Origin of the sequence: Anaeromassilibacillus senegalensis (assembly GCF_001261775.1) — a bacterium.
In the GTDB taxonomy this organism is placed as follows: Bacteria; Bacillota; Clostridia; order Oscillospirales; family Acutalibacteraceae; genus Anaeromassilibacillus; species Anaeromassilibacillus senegalensis.
The window spans coordinates 431,116-449,622 of record NZ_LN868537.1; the positions used below are offsets into that span (position 1 = coordinate 431,116).

General features: G+C 52.0%; 28 protein-coding genes. 25 read left to right on the forward strand and 3 right to left on the reverse strand.

The window, feature by feature from the left end; all coding sequences use genetic code 11:
• Positions 1-323: 323 nt before the first annotated feature.
• Together BN2106_RS07695 and BN2106_RS07700 are read right to left on the reverse strand one after the other, a co-directional pair.
• The gene (locus BN2106_RS07695) at positions 324-908 is read right to left on the reverse strand and encodes an ImmA/IrrE family metallo-endopeptidase (protein WP_050697974.1); all 585 of its coding nucleotides are present in this window, start codon (positions 906-908) and stop codon (positions 324-326) included.
• A 69-nt stretch (positions 909-977) separates the two neighbouring features.
• Positions 978-1,439 (reverse strand): helix-turn-helix domain-containing protein, encoded by a 462-nt coding sequence (locus tag BN2106_RS07700; RefSeq protein ID WP_050697975.1) that lies wholly within the window; start codon positions 1,437-1,439, stop codon positions 978-980.
• Positions 1,440-1,604: 165 nt separating this feature from the next.
• Here BN2106_RS07700 and BN2106_RS15570 point away from each other — a divergent pair, with 165 nt between their 5' ends.
• A complete protein-coding gene (locus BN2106_RS15570) occupies positions 1,605-1,811 on the forward strand; it encodes a helix-turn-helix domain-containing protein (protein WP_074017463.1) in 207 nt (68 codons plus the stop codon).
• Positions 1,812-1,845: 34 nt separating this feature from the next.
• Here the strand turns inward: BN2106_RS15570 and BN2106_RS16105 are convergent, their stop codons facing one another.
• Positions 1,846-2,418, reverse strand: a complete 573-nt coding sequence (locus tag BN2106_RS16105; RefSeq protein ID WP_154666446.1) for a hypothetical protein — start codon at positions 2,416-2,418, stop codon at positions 1,846-1,848.
• Between the two features lie 428 nt (positions 2,419-2,846).
• On the opposite strand from BN2106_RS16105, the gene BN2106_RS16110 reads away from it, so the two are divergent.
• The 24 genes from BN2106_RS16110 (at position 2,847) to BN2106_RS07825 (ending at position 18,507) form a co-directional block, all read left to right on the forward strand.
• Positions 2,847-3,011: a hypothetical protein gene (locus BN2106_RS16110; protein ID WP_154666447.1), complete on the forward strand. Its 165-nt coding sequence runs from the start codon at positions 2,847-2,849 to the stop codon at positions 3,009-3,011.
• Positions 3,012-3,036: 25 nt separating this feature from the next.
• A complete protein-coding gene (locus tag BN2106_RS07710) occupies positions 3,037-3,243 on the forward strand; it encodes a hypothetical protein (protein ID WP_050697977.1) in 207 nt (68 codons plus the stop codon).
• The gene (locus BN2106_RS07715) at positions 3,240-3,461 is read left to right on the forward strand and encodes a hypothetical protein (protein WP_050697978.1); all 222 of its coding nucleotides are present in this window, start codon (positions 3,240-3,242) and stop codon (positions 3,459-3,461) included. The genes BN2106_RS07710 and BN2106_RS07715 overlap by 4 nt, the downstream gene beginning before the upstream one ends.
• 17 nt (positions 3,462-3,478) lie before the next feature.
• Complete coding sequence (locus BN2106_RS07720; protein ID WP_407921733.1) at positions 3,479-4,573, forward strand: hypothetical protein; 1,095 nt, start codon at positions 3,479-3,481, stop codon at positions 4,571-4,573.
• Positions 4,574-4,580: 7 nt separating this feature from the next.
• Positions 4,581-4,844, forward strand: a complete 264-nt coding sequence (locus tag BN2106_RS07725) for a helix-turn-helix domain-containing protein (protein ID WP_050697979.1) — start codon at positions 4,581-4,583, stop codon at positions 4,842-4,844.
• A 2-nt stretch (positions 4,845-4,846) separates the two neighbouring features.
• Positions 4,847-5,140 (forward strand): hypothetical protein, encoded by a 294-nt coding sequence (locus BN2106_RS07730; protein WP_050697980.1) that lies wholly within the window; start codon positions 4,847-4,849, stop codon positions 5,138-5,140.
• 1,068 nt (positions 5,141-6,208) lie between these two features.
• Positions 6,209-6,994, forward strand: coding sequence for a rolling circle replication-associated protein (locus tag BN2106_RS07740; protein WP_050697982.1), 786 nt, complete (start codon positions 6,209-6,211; stop codon positions 6,992-6,994).
• Positions 6,987-7,460, forward strand: coding sequence for a Holliday junction resolvase RecU (locus BN2106_RS07745; RefSeq protein WP_050697983.1), 474 nt, complete (start codon positions 6,987-6,989; stop codon positions 7,458-7,460). Before BN2106_RS07740 ends, BN2106_RS07745 begins: the two co-directional genes overlap by 8 nt.
• Before the next feature lie 19 nt (positions 7,461-7,479).
• Positions 7,480-7,770, forward strand: a complete 291-nt coding sequence (locus tag BN2106_RS07750) for a DUF6378 domain-containing protein (protein ID WP_050697984.1) — start codon at positions 7,480-7,482, stop codon at positions 7,768-7,770.
• 26 nt (positions 7,771-7,796) lie between these two features.
• Entirely contained in the window at positions 7,797-8,039 is a 243-nt protein-coding gene (locus BN2106_RS07755; protein ID WP_050697985.1) for a helix-turn-helix transcriptional regulator, read from the forward strand.
• On the forward strand, positions 8,018-8,425 hold the full coding sequence (locus BN2106_RS07760) for an ArpU family phage packaging/lysis transcriptional regulator (RefSeq protein ID WP_050697986.1): 408 nt from the start codon (positions 8,018-8,020) through the stop codon (positions 8,423-8,425). Before BN2106_RS07755 ends, BN2106_RS07760 begins: the two co-directional genes overlap by 22 nt.
• Before the next feature lie 155 nt (positions 8,426-8,580).
• Positions 8,581-8,787, forward strand: a complete 207-nt coding sequence (locus tag BN2106_RS07765; RefSeq protein WP_050697987.1) for a hypothetical protein — start codon at positions 8,581-8,583, stop codon at positions 8,785-8,787.
• Between the two features lie 149 nt (positions 8,788-8,936).
• Positions 8,937-9,506, forward strand: a complete 570-nt coding sequence (locus BN2106_RS07770) for a hypothetical protein (protein ID WP_050697988.1) — start codon at positions 8,937-8,939, stop codon at positions 9,504-9,506.
• On the forward strand, positions 9,496-11,424 hold the full coding sequence (locus BN2106_RS07775) for a phage terminase large subunit family protein (RefSeq protein ID WP_050697989.1): 1,929 nt from the start codon (positions 9,496-9,498) through the stop codon (positions 11,422-11,424). The genes BN2106_RS07770 and BN2106_RS07775 overlap by 11 nt, the downstream gene beginning before the upstream one ends.
• A 9-nt stretch (positions 11,425-11,433) precedes the next feature.
• Positions 11,434-11,691: a hypothetical protein gene (locus BN2106_RS07780; RefSeq protein ID WP_050697990.1), complete on the forward strand. Its 258-nt coding sequence runs from the start codon at positions 11,434-11,436 to the stop codon at positions 11,689-11,691.
• A gap of 108 nt (positions 11,692-11,799) precedes the next feature.
• Positions 11,800-13,428, forward strand: coding sequence for a phage portal protein (locus BN2106_RS07785; RefSeq protein WP_242846277.1), 1,629 nt, complete (start codon positions 11,800-11,802; stop codon positions 13,426-13,428).
• Positions 13,425-14,753 carry a head maturation protease, ClpP-related gene (locus BN2106_RS07790; protein ID WP_050697991.1) on the forward strand — a complete coding sequence of 443 codons (1,329 nt, stop codon included), beginning with the start codon at positions 13,425-13,427 and terminating at the stop codon, positions 14,751-14,753. Before BN2106_RS07785 ends, BN2106_RS07790 begins: the two co-directional genes overlap by 4 nt.
• A 1-nt stretch (position 14,754) precedes the next feature.
• Positions 14,755-15,147 carry a head decoration protein gene (locus BN2106_RS07795; RefSeq protein WP_050697992.1) on the forward strand — a complete coding sequence of 131 codons (393 nt, stop codon included), beginning with the start codon at positions 14,755-14,757 and terminating at the stop codon, positions 15,145-15,147.
• A gap of 18 nt (positions 15,148-15,165) precedes the next feature.
• Entirely contained in the window at positions 15,166-16,239 is a 1,074-nt protein-coding gene (locus BN2106_RS07800; RefSeq protein ID WP_050697993.1) for a major capsid protein, read from the forward strand.
• Positions 16,240-16,263: 24 nt separating this feature from the next.
• The gene (locus BN2106_RS07805) at positions 16,264-16,728 is read left to right on the forward strand and encodes a hypothetical protein (protein ID WP_050697994.1); all 465 of its coding nucleotides are present in this window, start codon (positions 16,264-16,266) and stop codon (positions 16,726-16,728) included.
• Complete coding sequence (locus tag BN2106_RS07810; RefSeq protein ID WP_050697995.1) at positions 16,725-17,093, forward strand: hypothetical protein; 369 nt, start codon at positions 16,725-16,727, stop codon at positions 17,091-17,093. Before BN2106_RS07805 ends, BN2106_RS07810 begins: the two co-directional genes overlap by 4 nt.
• Positions 17,090-17,665, forward strand: coding sequence for a hypothetical protein (locus tag BN2106_RS07815; RefSeq protein WP_050697996.1), 576 nt, complete (start codon positions 17,090-17,092; stop codon positions 17,663-17,665). The genes BN2106_RS07810 and BN2106_RS07815 overlap by 4 nt, the downstream gene beginning before the upstream one ends.
• Complete coding sequence (locus BN2106_RS07820) at positions 17,666-18,157, forward strand: hypothetical protein (RefSeq protein WP_050697997.1); 492 nt, start codon at positions 17,666-17,668, stop codon at positions 18,155-18,157.
• Positions 18,148-18,507 carry a hypothetical protein gene (locus tag BN2106_RS07825; protein WP_050697998.1) on the forward strand — a complete coding sequence of 120 codons (360 nt, stop codon included), beginning with the start codon at positions 18,148-18,150 and terminating at the stop codon, positions 18,505-18,507. The genes BN2106_RS07820 and BN2106_RS07825 overlap by 10 nt, the downstream gene beginning before the upstream one ends.

Below are 18,507 nucleotides of genomic sequence, written 5' to 3' on the forward strand. Positions count from 1 at the left end.
TGGTAACGCCGAGGGGCGGTTTTTATTTTTAGTTAGAACCAAGCGTTCCAAAAGGCACGTTCAGCTTCGGATTCTGGATCACTGCGATCAATACCAGACGAACCTTGTGGAAATAGAGATGTTACACCCGGAACTGCAGGAAGGCTGGGTTCGTCAACGGTGATTGCGCAATGCCTTACAGGTTCTTGGCCAGGGAGAGTGGTATAAATTGCTGATGCGTCGCCAGGTCTTCCAATTGCCCAAACTTGAAAAAGATAAACATCTTCACCTGATTCATTCTTTTCTTTGCGGCAATTTCCAGTTTGCAATTTCTAATATAGATTTCAAAATAAATTAAAAGACGATATGTAATTACCAAACTGTTTGATAACTTGAATTTCTAGTGGACTCTTATACCAAGCGTTGCGTTGTTCAAGTGTGGCCATACGCTGTGCTCGGATTTTCGCTGCCTGGTAAGATATGTCGCAAACACAGGCAATTGTTTCAGCATCCAGTGCATGAATTTCATGAAGTATGCAAGCCGGTGCCAGAAGACGAGAAGCGAAAATATCTGCTTCCCATTCTGAGTTTACATTAAATGTCCTGATGTTATTCCTTGTTAGAGGATGGCCCATAAGGATATGCCCCAATTCGTGAGCAATCGTAAATCGAAGCCTTGGTCGATAAGCGGTTTCGTTGTAATAAATAGTAAAATATCCGCGATCGCAAACACAAAATCCATCAGGGCTTAATTGTTGAGCTGCCTGCATTCTCTGAACTAAAAAATGCGCGTCTTTATAGGCTATAATCTTAACTCTGTAGTTATTGGCTAATGTGGATGTTTTTACCGGTAGCTCCTGGATATGATTATCAATTAAACACTTCCAGACTGTGTTTCTTACTGCTTTATAATTTTTATATTCATTCATAAAACTCACCTCTGCTCTATATAGTAGAGGATTTATAATTTAAAATTCACTGGTAATACATGGAAGCAATTAAAAATCTAAATCTTGTTCTGGGGCTTCGTTACGCTCTTTTTGTTCCTCGTCAGTTAATTCAATGACGTGCACTCCGTTCCTTCCTCTAGCAGCTAAGAAAGCAGTACGTTTTTGATATTTTGAAATCTCTGTGAGTTCTTCCACTCTTTTTGCTGCTTCGGTCTGACCGAGATTATTTAGTTCATTATAAGATTCTAAAATATGCTTTTTATTTAAGTCCTCCGCTTCCGATTCATTCGGAGTGGAGGATTTTTTTTGTTTTTCACTGAGGCCTAAAAGATAATCGGTTGTAACATTGAATTCTCTTGCCATTTGAATAATAAAAGAATGTCCTGGTTCTCTTGTGTTTGTTTCATAATTTCTAAGAGTAGTTTGTGGCATACCAATTTTTTCAGCAAACTGTAACCTAGTGTACCCATGCTCTTTTCTAAGTTGGATAATTCGTTCTCCAAAAGTCAAACTGCTCACCTCTTTACAAGATACATTATAAAGTTTACAACTATGGAAGTCAACAAAAAATTGCTCGAAATGGATATATTGTTTCATCTTGAGTATTGACATTTGCTCAAAACGAGCTTATTATAATAAAAAGAAATCCAAAATGAGCAAAAGGTGGTGAGGATAATGTTTCCGAACATTGAAGCAGAGAGAGTTAGAAGAAAAATGTCACGGCAATATCTTTCAGAGGTATTAGGAGTGTCACTAAGAACACTATCAAATTGGGTAAACGGAAAGACTGAAATTCCAGCTGCTGCGATTATTACAATGGCAAAACTGTTTAAGTGCTCCACAGATTATCTCTTAGGCTTGGATGAGCAAAAACCCGCATGAGAAAAGCCGCCCCAACATGGGACGGCTTGTAGAGTCAATAGCATTTAGAGCACGGGGTGCGTCCGGAGGCTTCGGCCTCACTAACGCTGACTTCACGAGGATTTTTCATGTTACTACAGGATGGGCTGCTGTGGTATTTCTTTCCCTTTGCGGTTATCCAGACCATCGCTCCATTCTTTTCTGGCGCAACTGGCTCTTCTTGTTTGGCCGGTTCAACGGGTTTAGAACTTTCTGCTTGAGGGCTGACAGCTTTTGTTGCCGGTACATCGGCCGCCTTCGATTCTGCGGCCTTTGAACTGGAAGAAGCAATCGGTTCTTTAGAAGAGCTGCTAGGTGCGGCAGAAGAACTGGATTCCCTGGAAGAGTCTGGTTCGCTTGCCTTTGACGTCGATGTATCTTCTGACCACAGGGAGTCCTGTAAATCCCTGACGCTGGAAGGTTCAGAAGACACTTTACTGGATTTGCTTGAAGATGGTGTTGAGCTGGGTGAAACCATACTGGAAATAGCCGATGATGGTTCATGCTGCGATGCAGACGAATCATTACCACAGGCTGGCAGGGAAAAGAGAATAAGGGCTGTTAGCAAAAAACAACAAATCTTTTTCATAAGCTTTCCTCCAACGAATCAATTATAGCACTTAAAGCACCTAATTGCAAAATTTATGTCAATAAAAGGAATAAAATTATCTGCTTTGGAAGATGGACAATCAAAACATATATTTCATAAAAGGATGTTGACAAACAATTACAGATATTACTTTATCTCTGATAAAGCAATATCCAACAGATATGATAAAGTTTAGTTTAGAACGAAAATGGCAGAAAGGAGATGTGTGATGTAAAAAGTTGGATTTAGAGGAATAGTTTTCGGTTACATAGAAAATGCCCCTCTTCCGAGGGGCGGGCATAAATAGATTTTGACTAACCCATGCAGTTATGAATTTCAACCCAACGTCCTTATTCGGGAACGACATTAAAAGAATATCACGAGCAAGGAAAAAATACAATAATAAGCCAACCGAAGGTGGTAGGGAGGTGAAAAAAGTGGACAACTATGTAGATCTGCTCTGTGAGGAACTTATGGATGCTTATAAACGTTATGCCTCTGCTGATGATATTAGCTGCGGAGAGGTAGTGTATCAGGATCGGCAGATGAAACGGGACAACCGGCAAAGTTCCATGGAACTTTTGATAGTTTGATTTTTTTTGGAAAGGAGTGCAACAAGTGACAAAAGAAGAAATTATAAATTATCCAAAAGAGTATCTGACTCCCGCACAGGTTGCACCAGTGTTGGGACAGGATCCGCAATACATACGCACAGCGGCAAAGGTTGGTCCGGATAGTCTTCCGTATCCGTATTTTCGTTCTGGTAACCGGATCAAAATCCTTAAAGAAGGATTTATAAAATTTATGGGGTGGGATAACCATTGAACAAAGACAACCCATACATAAAGCACAGCCGGCTGGGCGTGATCCTGTTTGTTGCCGGTTTGACCGGGGCCATAATGACAGCGATGGCGTCAGACAGCGGTATGTTGACCATCTGGCAAGTGCTGATCCTAGCGACGGCAGAGAGTCTGGCCATGGGGATTGGCGGGTTGCTGCGTGATAAAGATTCACAGAATGGAGGTCGAGAAAAACAAAAATGAAAAGTTGTATGGAGAGAATGAAGGAGAATCACACAGACGAGAAAATCGCTTCGTTTCGGGTAAAACAGAAACTACCGTATGAAGCAAAAATAAACTATGCATACACACGCGCATGGGAGTTCTACAACGAGTGTGGCAAGCGAGGACTGAACTGTCATGTATCCGTAGGTGGTCTGGACAGCATTACTTTGCTGTTGTTTTTGCGGTCCATTGGGATAGATGTTCCAGCGGTTTCGGTATCGACCCTGGAGGACAAGAGCATTCAGGCCATACATAAAACATTGGGAATCATCTCGCTGAAACCTTTAAAGAGCAAAACACAAGTTCTGCAGGAATGCGGGTTCCCGGTACTGTCTAAAGAAACGGCGTCGAAGATCGAGCTGCTACAAAATCCATCTCCAAAGAATGCCACAGTCCGGCATGCAATCATCACAGGAGAAACCGGAGCATACGGAGGAAACCGGACAGGCACCCGGATGAAGATGGCTCAGAAATGGCTGGAACTGTTTGCAGGAGGTGAAAATGAACGGGAGGATGTGCAATATCAATGTGCGCCGTTTAAAGTATCCGCCAAGTGTTGCTATTACCTCAAAGAGAAGCCATGTGATGACTGGGCGAAAGAACACAACAGTGTACCGTATCTGGGTCTCATGGCGTCCGAAGGAGGTCGCCGCCAAAAGTCGCTCATGATGAATGGATGCAACTACTTTGGAAAGACAGCGATACGGTCAGCGCCATTTGCGATATTTGACCGCCAAGATCTGTTGCAGCTTGCCCTTGACCTGGATGTACCTGTTCCAGAGGTATACGGCACCATAGAATGCCAAGCAGATGGCACGCTTTACACAACAAGAGCACAGAGGACAGGCTGCTCCATGTGCGGGTTTGGAATCCAGCTCGAAAAGAGACCGCATCGATTTGACCGGCTCTACGAAGACAACCCGAAAGAATGGAATTTTTGGATGCACCGATGTGTGAAAGATCCAGTTACAAATGAAGTATATGGGTGGGGTAGGGTGCTGGACTACATAGGGGTACATTGGACACAGGGATCATTACAAACAGATCTGGACTTGCAAGCAGGGAAAACTGCCAGCAGAAAGAAAGGATGACGAAGACTTGAGATTGCGAGAATATCCATTGGGGAACCGCAATATTGTAGGTGCCCGTGTTACGGAAGCACGCCGCCGTGTGAACATGCCTCAAAGAGTCTTACTTGCAAAAATGCAGGTCAAAGGCATAGAACTGAGCACGTCCGGTTTGTCCAAATTGGAAGGGCAGCACCGGTATGTTATGGATTTTGAACTTGCGGCGCTGGCTGATATTTTGGATGTAAAAGTGGATTGGCTCCTTGGAAGAGACGACTACATAAAGGGGAAGTAGAAATGCAGAAGGACAAAAAAGAAGCCGCCCTGGGCGTTACGAGCACCCAAAGCGGCAATGCGAAATGCGACAACATTTCTAATCAAAGTGTAGAGCAGAACAGCGTGGATGTCAAGACGCTGGAAATGGTAAAGGAGTTGGTTTGGTTAAAAGAAAGCGTGGAAAAGCGGTATACCGCCGGCAAGGTGGATTCCTGCTATGCGTACACCCATGACGATGATAACGGCGCACAGGCCAGTGTTTCCTTTACATGTGCGGGAGAACTATACACCCTGACTTTGCGTCATGAGGTTTAAATGAAAGAGATATGACACGTGCAGAGTTAATATCCATCTTGAACACGACACTGGATGATACCTTGAGAGACTGTAAAGAGGACAACCCCATTGTATTCTGGACGTTCTTCATGAATCACTTTGACGGAACAGTTCGCCGCAAAATCGGTGATGATCTGGAACGCAAGGGAAAGAACCGATACACGGGAGAACCAGCAAAAGCCAAACAGACAGAATCTGCGGTAATAAGCAAATGTGACCAGTGCTGGTGTGACACATGCAAAAACTTTGATGACTGTGTGATTGATATGGAGGACTGTGATGCAGAGGTGGAACCATGTCCCTGTGATGCATGTGTAGACAGAGACTGCCCACCTTATGCACCCATTACAGCGGAACCGCCATGCGGCAAATACCGCGCACACGAAGCAGGAAGGATGGAACATGCCCAGGAAAGAGAACAGAGACAGGATATATACCAGCCAGAAAGAGGCGTGCGAGAACTGTCAATGCCATAGTTGCATGAAACGGGAAACCTGCAGGCTGCGCCGTCCACCGCCTCCGCCACCAGAACGGGAAATGCTGCCATATCCCTGTCAGGGCTGCGGGAAGGATGGGGTTTACCAGCCCTTTGTCCCGAGGACTACGGCGGCGATCTGCCAGATGTGCATAATGTCGTAGAGGGGGACCGGTGAAATGAAACCGCCCTATGATAATACAATCTGCCCAGTCTGCGGGAAGGATGTAAAGCAAACACATATCTGGACGCATTGTCCATTGCATGAAGCTATGATTTGTCAGAATCACTGCTATGCCGGCTGTTCTTCCAGAAATGAATGGCCCCCGCACTGCAGGTATGATGCTGCATTGGGGCGGGTAAACGGCAATTGAATAAGAATAAAAATCACCCATCGACATGAGGCCCGGCAGCCGTCGATGGGTGAAGCATTACCCGGATAGTATCCGGAGCAAATATATTGTACACCATTTGTTCCCTGGGTATTATTCCAGCAGGCAAAAGTCCGGGCCTTTTCTACCTTGGTTGAGGTATTAACATTACGGGCATGGCCGGAAGAGGGAGGAAGATCGGTGTACCTGAAGAAGACTTGCAAAGCTGGAATCACCATAGAAGTACACAAGAGCTATTCCGCCCGGTACGGCCGAAACATCCCACGGGGAAACCGGGAAAGCCGCACACCGGAGGCGATGAAGAAATACAACGAGAAGATGGCGTGGAGAAAGCTCACCCGGCAGATCAACGCGAATTTTGTCCCCGGGGATCTCTTTCTGACCTGCACCTATCGGAAGGAAGAGCGCCCGGATCCACAGCGGGCGAAGCAGAACATGGAGAATTTCCTGGACCGTGTACGCAGGCGCTTCAAAAGGGTAGGGGTAGAGTTTAAATACATTCTGGTGACGGCCTATGGAGAACAAGGCGCGCCCCATCATCATGTGATTATCCCTGCATTTGATTACCGGATCGTTGCAGCATGTTGGCCGCACGGAGCCATGCGGTTTACAGGCTTGTATCCGAATGGAGAATACTCCGCCCTTGCCTGGTATCTCATGGGACAGTCTCACCTGTCGCCAAACGGAGAAGAGAGCATCCCAGGGAACCGGTGGTCGGGAAGCAGGAATCTCATTAAGCCGGTAGAGAAGATACAGGAAGTGGACGCCCGGGAATGGCGTGAGGAACCTAAGCCCATAAAGGGCTATTACATAGATCCGAATTCTGTAGAGAATGGGATTTCGCCGGTCACGGGGATTCCATATCAGTTCTACAGGATGATTCAACTGCGCCCATTTGAGAAAGGAAGGTCAAAGAATGCAAAACGATCCGCGAAAGATGCAACGGCAATGGCAAGGTATGGTTAACAATGCGCAAGGGCATCTCTTTGAAGACGAGATCAAAACGGCCTGTAAGCAATACAAAGCACAACGGCGCGCAAAGATCGACAAGATACCGGAGCCGTTCCGAGTGACGAAGAAGCATGGAAGCGGAATCTTCACCGGTCGGTTTACAGCGGCGGCAGAACCGGACTACCAGGGAACGCTGGCGGGTGGCCGATCCATTGTGTTTGAAGCCAAGTACACAACCACAGAGCGCATGCATCGGAACGTTCTGACGCAGGAGCAGCTGAACGCGCTGGAAGACCATGCGGGAATGGGCGCAATCGCAGCGGTATGCGTTGGAATCCGTGACCGCTTCTTTTTCGTGCCGTGGGTGGTGTGGCGCGATATGAAGGAGTTTTTTGGGAGAAAGTACGTTACAGCGGAAGACCTACAGCATTATCGCGTCAAGTTTAACGGTGCTGTGCTCTTTCTGGATTACTTACGATAAAGGAATGGGAGGTGGTTGAATGAACCGATTGGAAATACTCGATGCAGCCCAAAAGCGCGTTTGCGAGCGTCAAAATGACCACGGAAAGCCAGAGGACAATTTTAGTCTAATTGCTAATTATTGGGAGATTTATATTAAATATCACTGTGTATCTCCTGATGGTTGTGTTTGTATTAGACCTAAAGACGTCGCAATGCTAATGGCATTACTTAAAATTGCCAGAGTTTGCACGGGTAAAAAACCAGAGGATAGCTACATTGATTTGGCTGGGTATGCGGCGTGCGGCGGTGAAATCGGTACGGGTGGATAGTTCATAGAATAAGAAAGGAGATCACAATGAATATTGAAGATTTTGGGCCGCGGCTTCGGTGGCTTCGGCGGCTTCGCGAGGCGCGCGGGATGTCTGTGAACCAGTTCGCGGAGAAGGCGGGAGTAAACAGGACGACAATTCTGTATCTCGAAGGGGGAAGAAGCCGGTATCCGAGAGTGGATACCATGATCATGCTGGCCGATCTTTTTGGAATTGCGCTGGACGAGCTGGTGGGGAGGAATATCAATTGTACAACCCCAAATACATAACACTCCCGAAGGATGTATATTGTATTTGCGTCGCTGTAGCGCACTCCTATTACGCTCTGCTGCGGCGACGAAAAGAAATAGAAGAAGAAATAATCCTATCTGGTCATCCTACTGATGGACAGCCACACGGGGGTGGTACAAGCAATGAGACAGCGGATAAAGCGGAACAGATCATTCTAAGAAAGAGCGAAAATGAAAGAGAAATAAAAGCGATAGAGCAGGCGCTGTCGGGATGTCGCGATGATTATGAGCGGAAATTTATCAGGCTTAATTTTTTTGAAGGGGTGTGGATCCGTGATATAAATCTGTCCTTATCGGAAAGTACGATGAAGCGCTACAGGAAACAATTCCTTATTCGATTGGCGATAAACCTACATAAAATCTAAAAGATGACACCTACGGAAAAAATCAAGGGGGTATAATGATATCGTGAGGAATTGATTACAAGGATACGTCTTTTTCATATTTTCTTTCCCTTCTTTCAAAAGCGCCTCTTATCCAAGGGGCGCTTTTTGCTGCCCATTTTTTGGAGGTGACACGCATGTGTGAGCAAACCATTGCAGAATATGAGGCCGAAATCGCAGCCATTGACGCAAAGCTCGCTCAGCTCAGGACCAGCAACAACTGGATGGAGAACGCCCGATACAATCAGCTTTCTTGTATGCGGGGGGACCTTTGCTTACAGCTCCACGCTGCATGTATTTCAGAGAACAGAGGTCGGCCGCTGGATGAAGCCAGCCGCAATTAAGGATAGCCCATGAGAAAAAAGGTACTGTGACAGCCCCGCCCGGGGCGTTGCGGGCTCGACGACCCCAAATTTCAATCAGTTAGGAAAAGTAATTTTGGGGCATTTCGTTACGTTTGTTCCAAATAAGACGAATATAAGGAGATGGATGCATGGCTGGACGTGAAAATGAGAAGACGGTGACGAACGAAACAGAGGTCAGCACCACGGAACTGGCTATGGTGCTGGGTGTGACGGCACGCCGGGTGCAGCAGATGGCACAGGACGGGACCACTCCACCAGCAAAGCGAGGCTGTTTCCTTCTCTGTGATTCCGTCCAGCGATATATCAGTTTCCTTTCCAGCCGAGAGCGGGAGGCGTCGTCCCAGGACAAGGAGAAGCAGGATGCTGAGGTCAGTATCAAGAAGGCCAAGGCCACCATCGCCGTACTGGAGGCGAAAGAACTGCAGGGAAAGATGCACCGCAATGAGGACGTAGCCGCCATGACAGAGGACTTGATCTATACCATCCGGGGGATGCTGGTGGCCCTACCCGGTCGACTGGCCGTGGACACCTCCGCCACCGAGACCCCCGCCGAGGCTGCTGAGATCATCCGTAAGGAGATTTTCAAGGTTATGGAGGAACTGTCGCGGTACCGATACGACCCACAAAAGTACGAGGAGCGCGTCCGGGAGCGGCGAAGCTGGGATGCCATAAACGAACGTGACGACGATGACGACTGAGCATGACGCTGTCCGGCTGAACACCGCCATTACCAAGGCGCTGGTTGGCATGAAGCCGCCAGAGGATCTGACTGTGACGGAATGGGCGGAGGAAAAGCGCCGCTTGTCTTCCGAGAGCAGCGCCGAGCCGGGACCATGGCGCACCAGTCGTACGCCCTATCTGCGCGAACCAATGAATGCCTTCACCGATCCCAGAGTACGGCGCATCGTCATGGTGGCCGCATCCCAGGTTGGAAAGTCCGAATTTCTGAACAATGCTATCGGCTACATTATCGACGAGGACCCCGGCAGCATCCTCTTTGTCCACCCCACCACCATTGACGCCAAGGAGTATTCCAAGCTCCGCATCGCGCCGATGATCCGGGACTGCCCCACGCTGAAAAGGAAGGTCGCCCCGGCCAAGAGCCGGGAAAGCGGTAACACTCTCCTTCAGAAGACCTACCCTGGCGGTATCCTGACCATGTGCGGTTCTACCGAGGCCCATGCATTGGCGTCCAAACCAATCCGTTATGTGTTCGGTGACGAACGCGACCGATGGGCGTCGTCGGCCGGTAACGAAGGCGACCCTTGGGAACTTGCAATGGCCCGCCAAATCACATTTTATAACGCGAAAGCAGTGGAGGTTTCTACCCCTACAGTAAAGAACGTCAGCGCTATCGAGGCTTCGTACTACGAGGGGACTATGGAACGCTGGAAGTCAAAGTGTCCCCATTGCGGCGAATACCACGAAATCAAGTGGGAAAGTATCCGCTATGAGCACGAGATGGTGGAGGTCAACGGCAAGAAAACCTATACCATAACTCAAATCTGGTATATTTGTCCCGACTGCGGCTGCGTGTCCGACGAGCTGACCATGAAACGCCAGCCCGCCCGGTGGGTGGCGGAAAATCCGACCGCATATGACCATGGGGTGCGCTCCTTTTGGCTCAATGCCTTCGTATCGCAGTGGGCCTCTTGGGAGTCCATTATCCTAAAGTATTTGAACGCCATCGGCGACACCCGGAAGCTACAGGTCGTCTACAACACCTGCTTCGGCGAACTGTGGGAGGACCGCGGCGACCTGGAGGACGAGGACAGCCTGATGGCTCGCCGGGAGGAATATACCGCCGAGCTGCCCGACGGTGTGCTCGTGCTGACGGCGGGCGTTGACACCCAGGATAACCGAATGGAGTATGAAATTCTCGGCCATGGCCACTTCGGGGAGACCTGGGGCATAGAGAAAGGTATCGTCATGGGACGACCTGACGACGACGCGACCTGGACCAAGTTGGACGAGATGGTATTCAACCGGGTGTTCCGGTTTGCGGACGGCGTGGGCTTGCACGTGTCCATGTCCTTCGTCGATGAAGGCGGACACTTCACGCAGGATGTGCGCTTGCAATGCAGGTCGCGCATTGGCAAAAAAGTTTTTTGCATCAAGGGCATGTCCGGGCCGGACCGCCCGTTTACCGCCCCGCCGAAGAAACAGAAAATTGTGGTTCGGCAGCGCGCCATCGGCACTTGCTGGCAATATCAACTGGGCGTCGACGCGGGCAAGCAAATCATCATGGACAACCTGGGTGTCCAGACGAAGGGGCCGAAATACTGCCATTTCCCCAGGCGTGACGACTACGGACCGGCCTACTTTACCGGACTTCTGTCCGAACACCTGGTCTATAAGGCGGACAGGCGGCAGCCCTGGGTATGGGAGAAAATACCCGGCCACGAGCGCAACGAGGCGCTGGATTGCCGCAACTACGCCCTCGCGGCGTTCAAGGCCCTTCCCGCCGACCTTGACGAGGTGGGCAGGAGATTAAAAGCGGCCAGAGGAGAACGGCCTACAGAGGGCGTTGCAACTCCCGTGGCGGCCAAGTCCGCGCGCCCGTCCAAGCGACAGAAGGCCGGGGACGTGCTACGAAAGTATTATGACGATTGGTAAGGTGAGAGCATGACGGACAAAACCGAGCTGCGGGCGAGGCTGGAGTTCTGGAAAAAAGCCCTGGAGAAGCTGCGCACTGCGTATTTGGCTCTGGTCGACGGCGGCGTAAAAAGCTATACAATCGACGACCGGCAGCTCACGCGCTTTGACATCCCCGCCCTACAGAAGGAAATCGCGGAGTCAGAGCGGAAGGTTGACGAGTTGACGGCCCTGTTGTCCGGGCGAAAGCCGCGGCGGGCAGTCGGCGTTATCCCCCGCGATTGGTAAATCTGGGTACAGGCTCGAAAGAGTTGTTTTTACCGTGGGCAAGCCCGGCAGAGTTTGTGGCTCCTTTCGCCACCGGGCGGCCCGTTTTTTTATGACTACTGACAGGAGGTGGCCGACATATACCACGACAAAAAATCCGGGCTCTATCTTCCGGATGACGCACGGCCCCAGGCCAAAGGATACAGCGAGGCCGGCGCAAGCCTGACAAGGCGGGCCATGAAAGGCTTCACGCCGCGCAGTGGATCTCCCAATGAGGACATATCGTGCAACAACATGACCTTGCGGCAGCGTGGCCGGATGCTCTACATGTCTTCCCCGGTGGCCACCAGCGCTATCAATACCAACCGCACGAAAGTCGTCGGTGTCGGCCTCGCCCTCAAAAGCTCAATCAACCGGGATGTACTGGGCCTTTCGCCGGAGTCGGCCAAGAGTTGGCAGCGGAGAACGGAAGCAGAGTTCAGCCTCTGGGCCAGCAGAAAAGCGAATTGCGACGCCACCGGCATGAACAATTTTGAAGGGATGCAACAACTGGCGCTGGTGTCCTGGCTGATGAGCGGAGATGTGTTCCCAGTGTTCAAGCGGTATAAGCCGACTCCCGCCAATCCCTACTCTCTGCGGATCCATCTGGTCGAGGCCGACCGAGTAAGCACTCCGGACGACTATGGCGGAGGGACCATGTACCCGAGCGTGACCGACGGGAAAAACACTACTACTGGGAACAAGATTTACGACGGAGTGGAAGTGGACGACGAGGGCATGGTGGTCGCATACCATATCCGCAACACCTACCCCTGGCAAATTACCGGAGAGCAGACCACGTGGACGCGAGTTGAGGCCTACGGCAAGAGCACAGGCCTACCCAATATTTTACACGTTATGAACAGCGAGCGGTGCGACCAGTACCGGGGTGTGACCTATCTTGCCCAGGTCATCGAGCCACTTCTGCAACTGCGCCGATATACCGAAAGCGAGCTGATGGCCGCCCTGGTCCAGAGCTTCTTCACGGCGTGGATCGTCACCAAGACAGATGCGGAGGACATGCCGCTCAACGAGGTCGGCGGGGGCGATATTGCTGGCGTCCCTGGAGCCAATCCCGATGCGGAGAATGTCTCCGAGAGCCGCAACGAATATGAAATGGGACCTGGCACTGTAGCCCATCTGGAGGAGGGTGAGGACGTCAAGTTTGGAAGCCCGAATATCCCGACCACTGGATTTGATACCTTTGTCAAGACTTTCTGCAAACTGATTGGCGCCGGCCTGGGCATCCCATACGACGTACTGATCAAAGAGTACAACTCCTCTTATTCATCCGCCCGGGGCGCGCTGATGGACGCCTGGGAGGACTTTAAGATGCGCCGTTCCTGGTTTGTGGCCGACTTCTGCCAGCCGGTCTACGAGGTCTGGCTGGCGGAGGCGGTTGCGCGCGGCCGCATCAAGGCCCCTGGTTTTTTTGAGGATCCACTGGTATGCGCCGCGTGGTGCGCCGCGCGGTGGATCGGACCAGTGCAGGGGTCTCTCGACCCGCTCAAGGAGGTCAAGGCCGCCGTGTTGCAGGTGCAGAAGGGATTTAAAACCCATGAGCAGGTTGCTCGGGAGACGGGCGGCGGTGACTGGGACGAAAATGTGGAGCAGTTGGCGGCGGAAAATGCGAAGCTGGCCGCAGCCGGTGATGGGTTGGCTTCCGTGACAGTTGACTTTAACGAAAAGGAAGATAACGAAGGAGGAAAAACCGAATGAACTTTTGGAGCAGGCTGAAAGCTGGTGCGCGAGGCGCGGCCACTCCGGCGGCCGGGGAAAGCATTACACAGCCCTATACTATGGAGCGGACCGGCGAGGATTCCGCCGAAATCGTGCTGTATGGCGATATTGTCAGCGAGCGACCCATCGACTGGCGGACGGGAAAGCCATCAGAGGAGGCGTACATCGTCCTCAGCGAGTTCCTGGAGGATTTGAAACAGGTAGAAGATGTGGCACGCTTGACGGTTCGTATCCACAGCGTGGGCGGCAACGCCTACGATTCTCTGGCCATCCATAATCGCCTGAAAAGCTTGAACGCCGATATCACGGTCATCGTGGACGGCGTGGCTATGTCCGGCGGCTCACTCATTATGTGCGCGGGTGGGAAGGTTCAGGTCTATCCCAGCAGCTTGATTATGATTCATCGGTGCTGGGCTTTCATCTGGGGCGGCTACAACGCTGCAGAGTTGAGAAAGATGGCCGACGGATATGACGCGGCCGACCGCTCTCAGGCCGCCATTTACCACATCAAGACCGGAATCGACACCCAAGAGCTGCTGGATATGATGGAGGCAGAAACTTACATGACTGGCCAGGAAGCCATCAGCAAGGGCTTTGCTGACGAATTGGTAGAGGGTAGCGATGGACTGGAAGTCGCCGCCAGCGCCGACCGACGCACACTTCTTGTAGGCGGCCGCCCGGTCTGGGCCTCCACGAGCAAGAGCGGCATCCCAGCCGCCATCCCTACGGTCAATCCCGGGAACTTGGTCCCGATTGAGATAAATAGACATCAGCCGGCACAGACCGGCGGACAGAATGGAGGAAACACCATGGCAAACACCCTTGACGAGCTGAAGACGGAGAACCCGACCCTCGCAGAACAGCTGATGGCCGAAGCCAGAGCCGCCGTGTCTGCGTCCGGCGCAGCTGCTCCCAACGCTTCGTCCCCTGCGGCTACCCCGCCTACCGATCCTGCGAGCAATCCCCAAACTGACCCCGTGGCCGCCGAGCGCCAGCGCATTCAGGACATTGACGTACTGGCGGGTATCTTCGACACGGAGACCATCAATGCGGCCAAGTATGGCGACACCGCCTGTACCGCTCAGGAGATGGTTTACCGTGCGGCGCAAAAGGCATCTCAGCAGGGGCGGAAGTTCCTGGCCGCACTGGAGGGAGACACCGCAGCTTCCGGCGCGCAGCAGGTAGGCGCGGCAGCCGGCGATGGCGGCGAGGGAGACGACGACACCCTGACCCCCGCGCAACTGATGGCCAAGGGCCGCGCCGACGCCAAAGCCCTGACCAATCCCGAAAAGGAGGAGAAATGACATGGCGAATCATCTCAATAACAAAGTGGACGAAATGTCCTACGACAATCTGATTGCCGGGATGATGCCGCCCGTCAAGGTAGCATCCGGCACCATCTCCAAGCTCTCCACCGCGGCTAGCTACGCCCGTGGCACTGTCCTGGCCAAGTCCTCCAGCGACGGAAAGCTCTACATCCTTGGCGGCGCGGCGGCTGGAGGCGACACCCTGACCCCCGACTGCATCCTCTGCGACCCGGAGGATGTCGGGACCACCGAGGACGTTGCGGCTGCCGTCTACGTGGCGGGCTGCTTCAACGTCAACGCACTCGTTACGACGGAGGGCTACACTATTACCGAGGCGGACAAAGACAAGCTGCGCGAGCGTGGCCTGTACCTGGTTCAGCTTTGGGACTAACCGAAGGAGGATACGACTATGCCTATCAGCGTTTTCAATACCTACTACATGGCGGGCATGATTGAAGAAATCGTGCTGCCGCAGAGCTTTTTCCGCGACCGCTATTTCCCCACCAACGCCGGGACGGATATCTTCGCCGCCGATAAAGTCCTGGTGGAGTACCGCGACGGCGACCGGAAGATGGCCCCCTTTGTGGTCCGCCGCGCCGGCGATATTCCCATCGGTCGTTCCGGCTACGAGATCCACGAGTTCGAGCCGCCCTACATTGCCCCCTCCCGCCTGCTGACCATGGACGACCTGCGAAAGCGAGGCTTCGGGGAGGCACTTTTCTCCAACAGTACCCCCGCCGAGCGTACTCGCGCCCTGCAGATGCAGGACCTGACCGACCTCTCCCGGCGCATTCAGCGCCGCGAGGAGTGGATGGCCGCACAGACCATGATCAACAACGGCTGCACCGCCATCGCCTACATCGACAACGACACCGTGGGAGAGCCCTGGGACGTGTTCTACTACGACGTCAACGGCAGCAACCCCGCCATCTACACCGTGTCCAGCAAATGGGACGCCGCCGGAGGCGACTTCAAGGCGGACGTGGAGGCGATGACTGGCGACCTGCTGGACCGCGGTTTGCCTGCCACCGACCTGGTTGTGGGAACCGCCGTCGGCCAGTTCATTCAGAGCGATGAAAAGCTGGCGAAGCTGCTGGACAACCGGCGCATGGAGTATGGCCAGCTCGCGCCCAGGCTCACCAGCTACCCCGGCATTGCGTGGCTGGGCCGCCTGAATTTTGGCGGCGTCGACCTGGACATCTACGTGGTGCGCGAGACCGTGGTGGACGAGAAGAGCGTGACACAGCGCCTGTTCCCCGCGACTTCCGCCATGGTCACCGCCCCTGACTGCGGCCACATGATGTACGGCCAGGTCACCCAAATTGAGGATGACGGGGAGTTCCACACCTTCGCCATGCAGCGCGTACCGAAGTTCACCGTGGACAAGGAGCACGACATCCGCAAGCTGCGCGAGGCCGCCCGCCCCCTGGCCGCTCCCAAGCAGAAGGCACCGTGGATGTATGCGGCCAACGTGGTGGGCTGATATCCGCCCGGAGAGGAGTAGCCCATGAAGGAGATCAAAATCATCAATGGAATCTACGGCTATAGACCGGATGGGTCCAAGATAGTCATCCCGGTTAAGGCCGGCGAGGTTGTCGAGGTATCTGAAGAAGAGGCTGCTCGGCTCATCAGCCTTGGCGTTGCCGCCTGCGATGACAAGGCGCCGCCTGAATTCCCGGCCATACCTGTTGCAATGCCCGGAGAGAGCGGGAATGGCGAGCCGGTTGGCGAAAACCCATCTGATGTAAATGACGGTCCAGAAGAGAGGGAAGAGGCTCACTTTAAAGAGCATCTGGAAGAGTGGACCAATGCCGAACTGAAAGAGCTGGCAGAAAACATGTGTATCGATACTGCCAAACTCAAGACAAAGGCAGCACTTATCAACGCTATTCGTTCAATTGAATTTGGGCTTGGCTCCAAAGGCGACCACGAAGGAATGCCTAAGATCGACGTGGAGAAACCCGTGGTATGAGTAGCTTTAAAGATATGGTTGATATCGACAACTGTAATGTATTTATGAACTTAAATGAGTTTGCAGAAAGCCGTACAGTGTTTTATGATGATGTATTTTATGAAGATATTCCGGTTGTGATTACGGGCATTAGCGAAAAAAGCCGGAGACAATTGGTATCAGATCATGCGCAGGGGTTGTATCTGGTTTCTGCCGTTTTACATTGCGCGGCGGCAGATCTGGGTGGAAATCAACCAGAAAAGGGACAACGCATCAAAATCAATGACCAGCAAGGTGGCGTAGGATTTTTCCGAGAATTTTATGTCGCGTCCTCGGTCTGCGAGATGGGAATGTTACGCGTGGAATTGGAGGCGGTGGATGAATGAGTGTTGTACGTGTTGATCAGGTAGGCAGCAATAGTTTGGACCGAGTGAACAAGCTGCTTGCCGGAATCCCTGGCGGGGTATACAAGGCAACCTATGCCGCCCTAAAGCGCGCCGGTGATACTGCCAAGACTAAGGCGGGTCAGTTTGCTGCCGCCGAGTATACCATTAACAAAGGGACGTTTGTGCGGAACGTCAACATGAAGTCCCACATTAGTAGTAGCGGGGGAAGCATCGTGGAGATGAAGATTTCATACGCTAGCAGCGTTCTTCCCTTGTTGACTTTCAACACCAAATTTTCCCGGAATGGCCAGGTGCAAACCCAAGTCAAGCGCAACGGTGGGGCGTCGATGCTGGAACACGCTTTTGTAGCCAGCATCTACGGACCTATTGCCGTCTATGAGCGCGTGGGTATACCTCGTTTCCCGGTGGAGCAAAAGTTTGGTCCGTCCACTGGCCACATGATGCAAAATGACCGAGTCATTGAGAAAATGGACGAGACTATCCGGCAGACCTATGAAGCCCGTGTGGAACATGAGATTCTGCGCGTGCTCAACGGCTGGGGAGGTAGGTAAATGACACGGACTATCCTGTTGGAATGCTTGCGTGATGAGACCATGGAGGCTGTACACGACATCATTATGCCGGTATCCATGCAGAAAGGTGATGTTGACCAGGCATACCGGCCAGCTGATACCTACTTGGCCCGGTTGCCGGACAGCTCGGCCGCCAAGAAAAAAGTCCCTTATATTCTGCATCAGATCATCACCGGTAAGGACGCCCAGACATCGGGACAGAAGGTTCTGTCCACGGCTACCGTTCGTACCATCTTCTGTGTGTACAACAACGATGAACAGGAGGGTGGTCTTACGCTGCTCAACCTCATGGAACGGCTGCGTATCCAACTGCTCCGCAAGGTCGTTATCGGTAACCAGTTCACTCTTGACTTGGAGGCAGGACTGGAAGTGCTAGTTTATCCCGAGGATACCGCCCCGTATTATGCCGGAGAGATGATAAGCGTTTGGAAACTCCCGGCAGTAGAAAGAGAGGTAAGACAATGGCTGTAAATGATAAAATTGCCGAGCCGGCCCCCGCGGCGGATATTGAGGTTACCACAACCAAGGCTGATGATCAGTCGGCCAAAAAGAACATCTTGCAAAAGAAACCTGATGGTTTTTCCGGATTTTGCTGTTACATAGGACCAACCATCATCGGGGTTATTCAGTCCGGAACAATCTACCCCAAGTCCAAAGCAGAGGTGCTGAAGGACCTCGAGTCCGAAGTCAAGAAGCATCCGCTAATTGCTTCGCTGGTGGTGGGCGGCGAGACACTGGCCACTGACCGAATCAAGGTGAAAACGCCTGGAAACTTGCTTTTTGTAAACTATAGAAAACTTGCTTCCGGAAAGAACAAATAG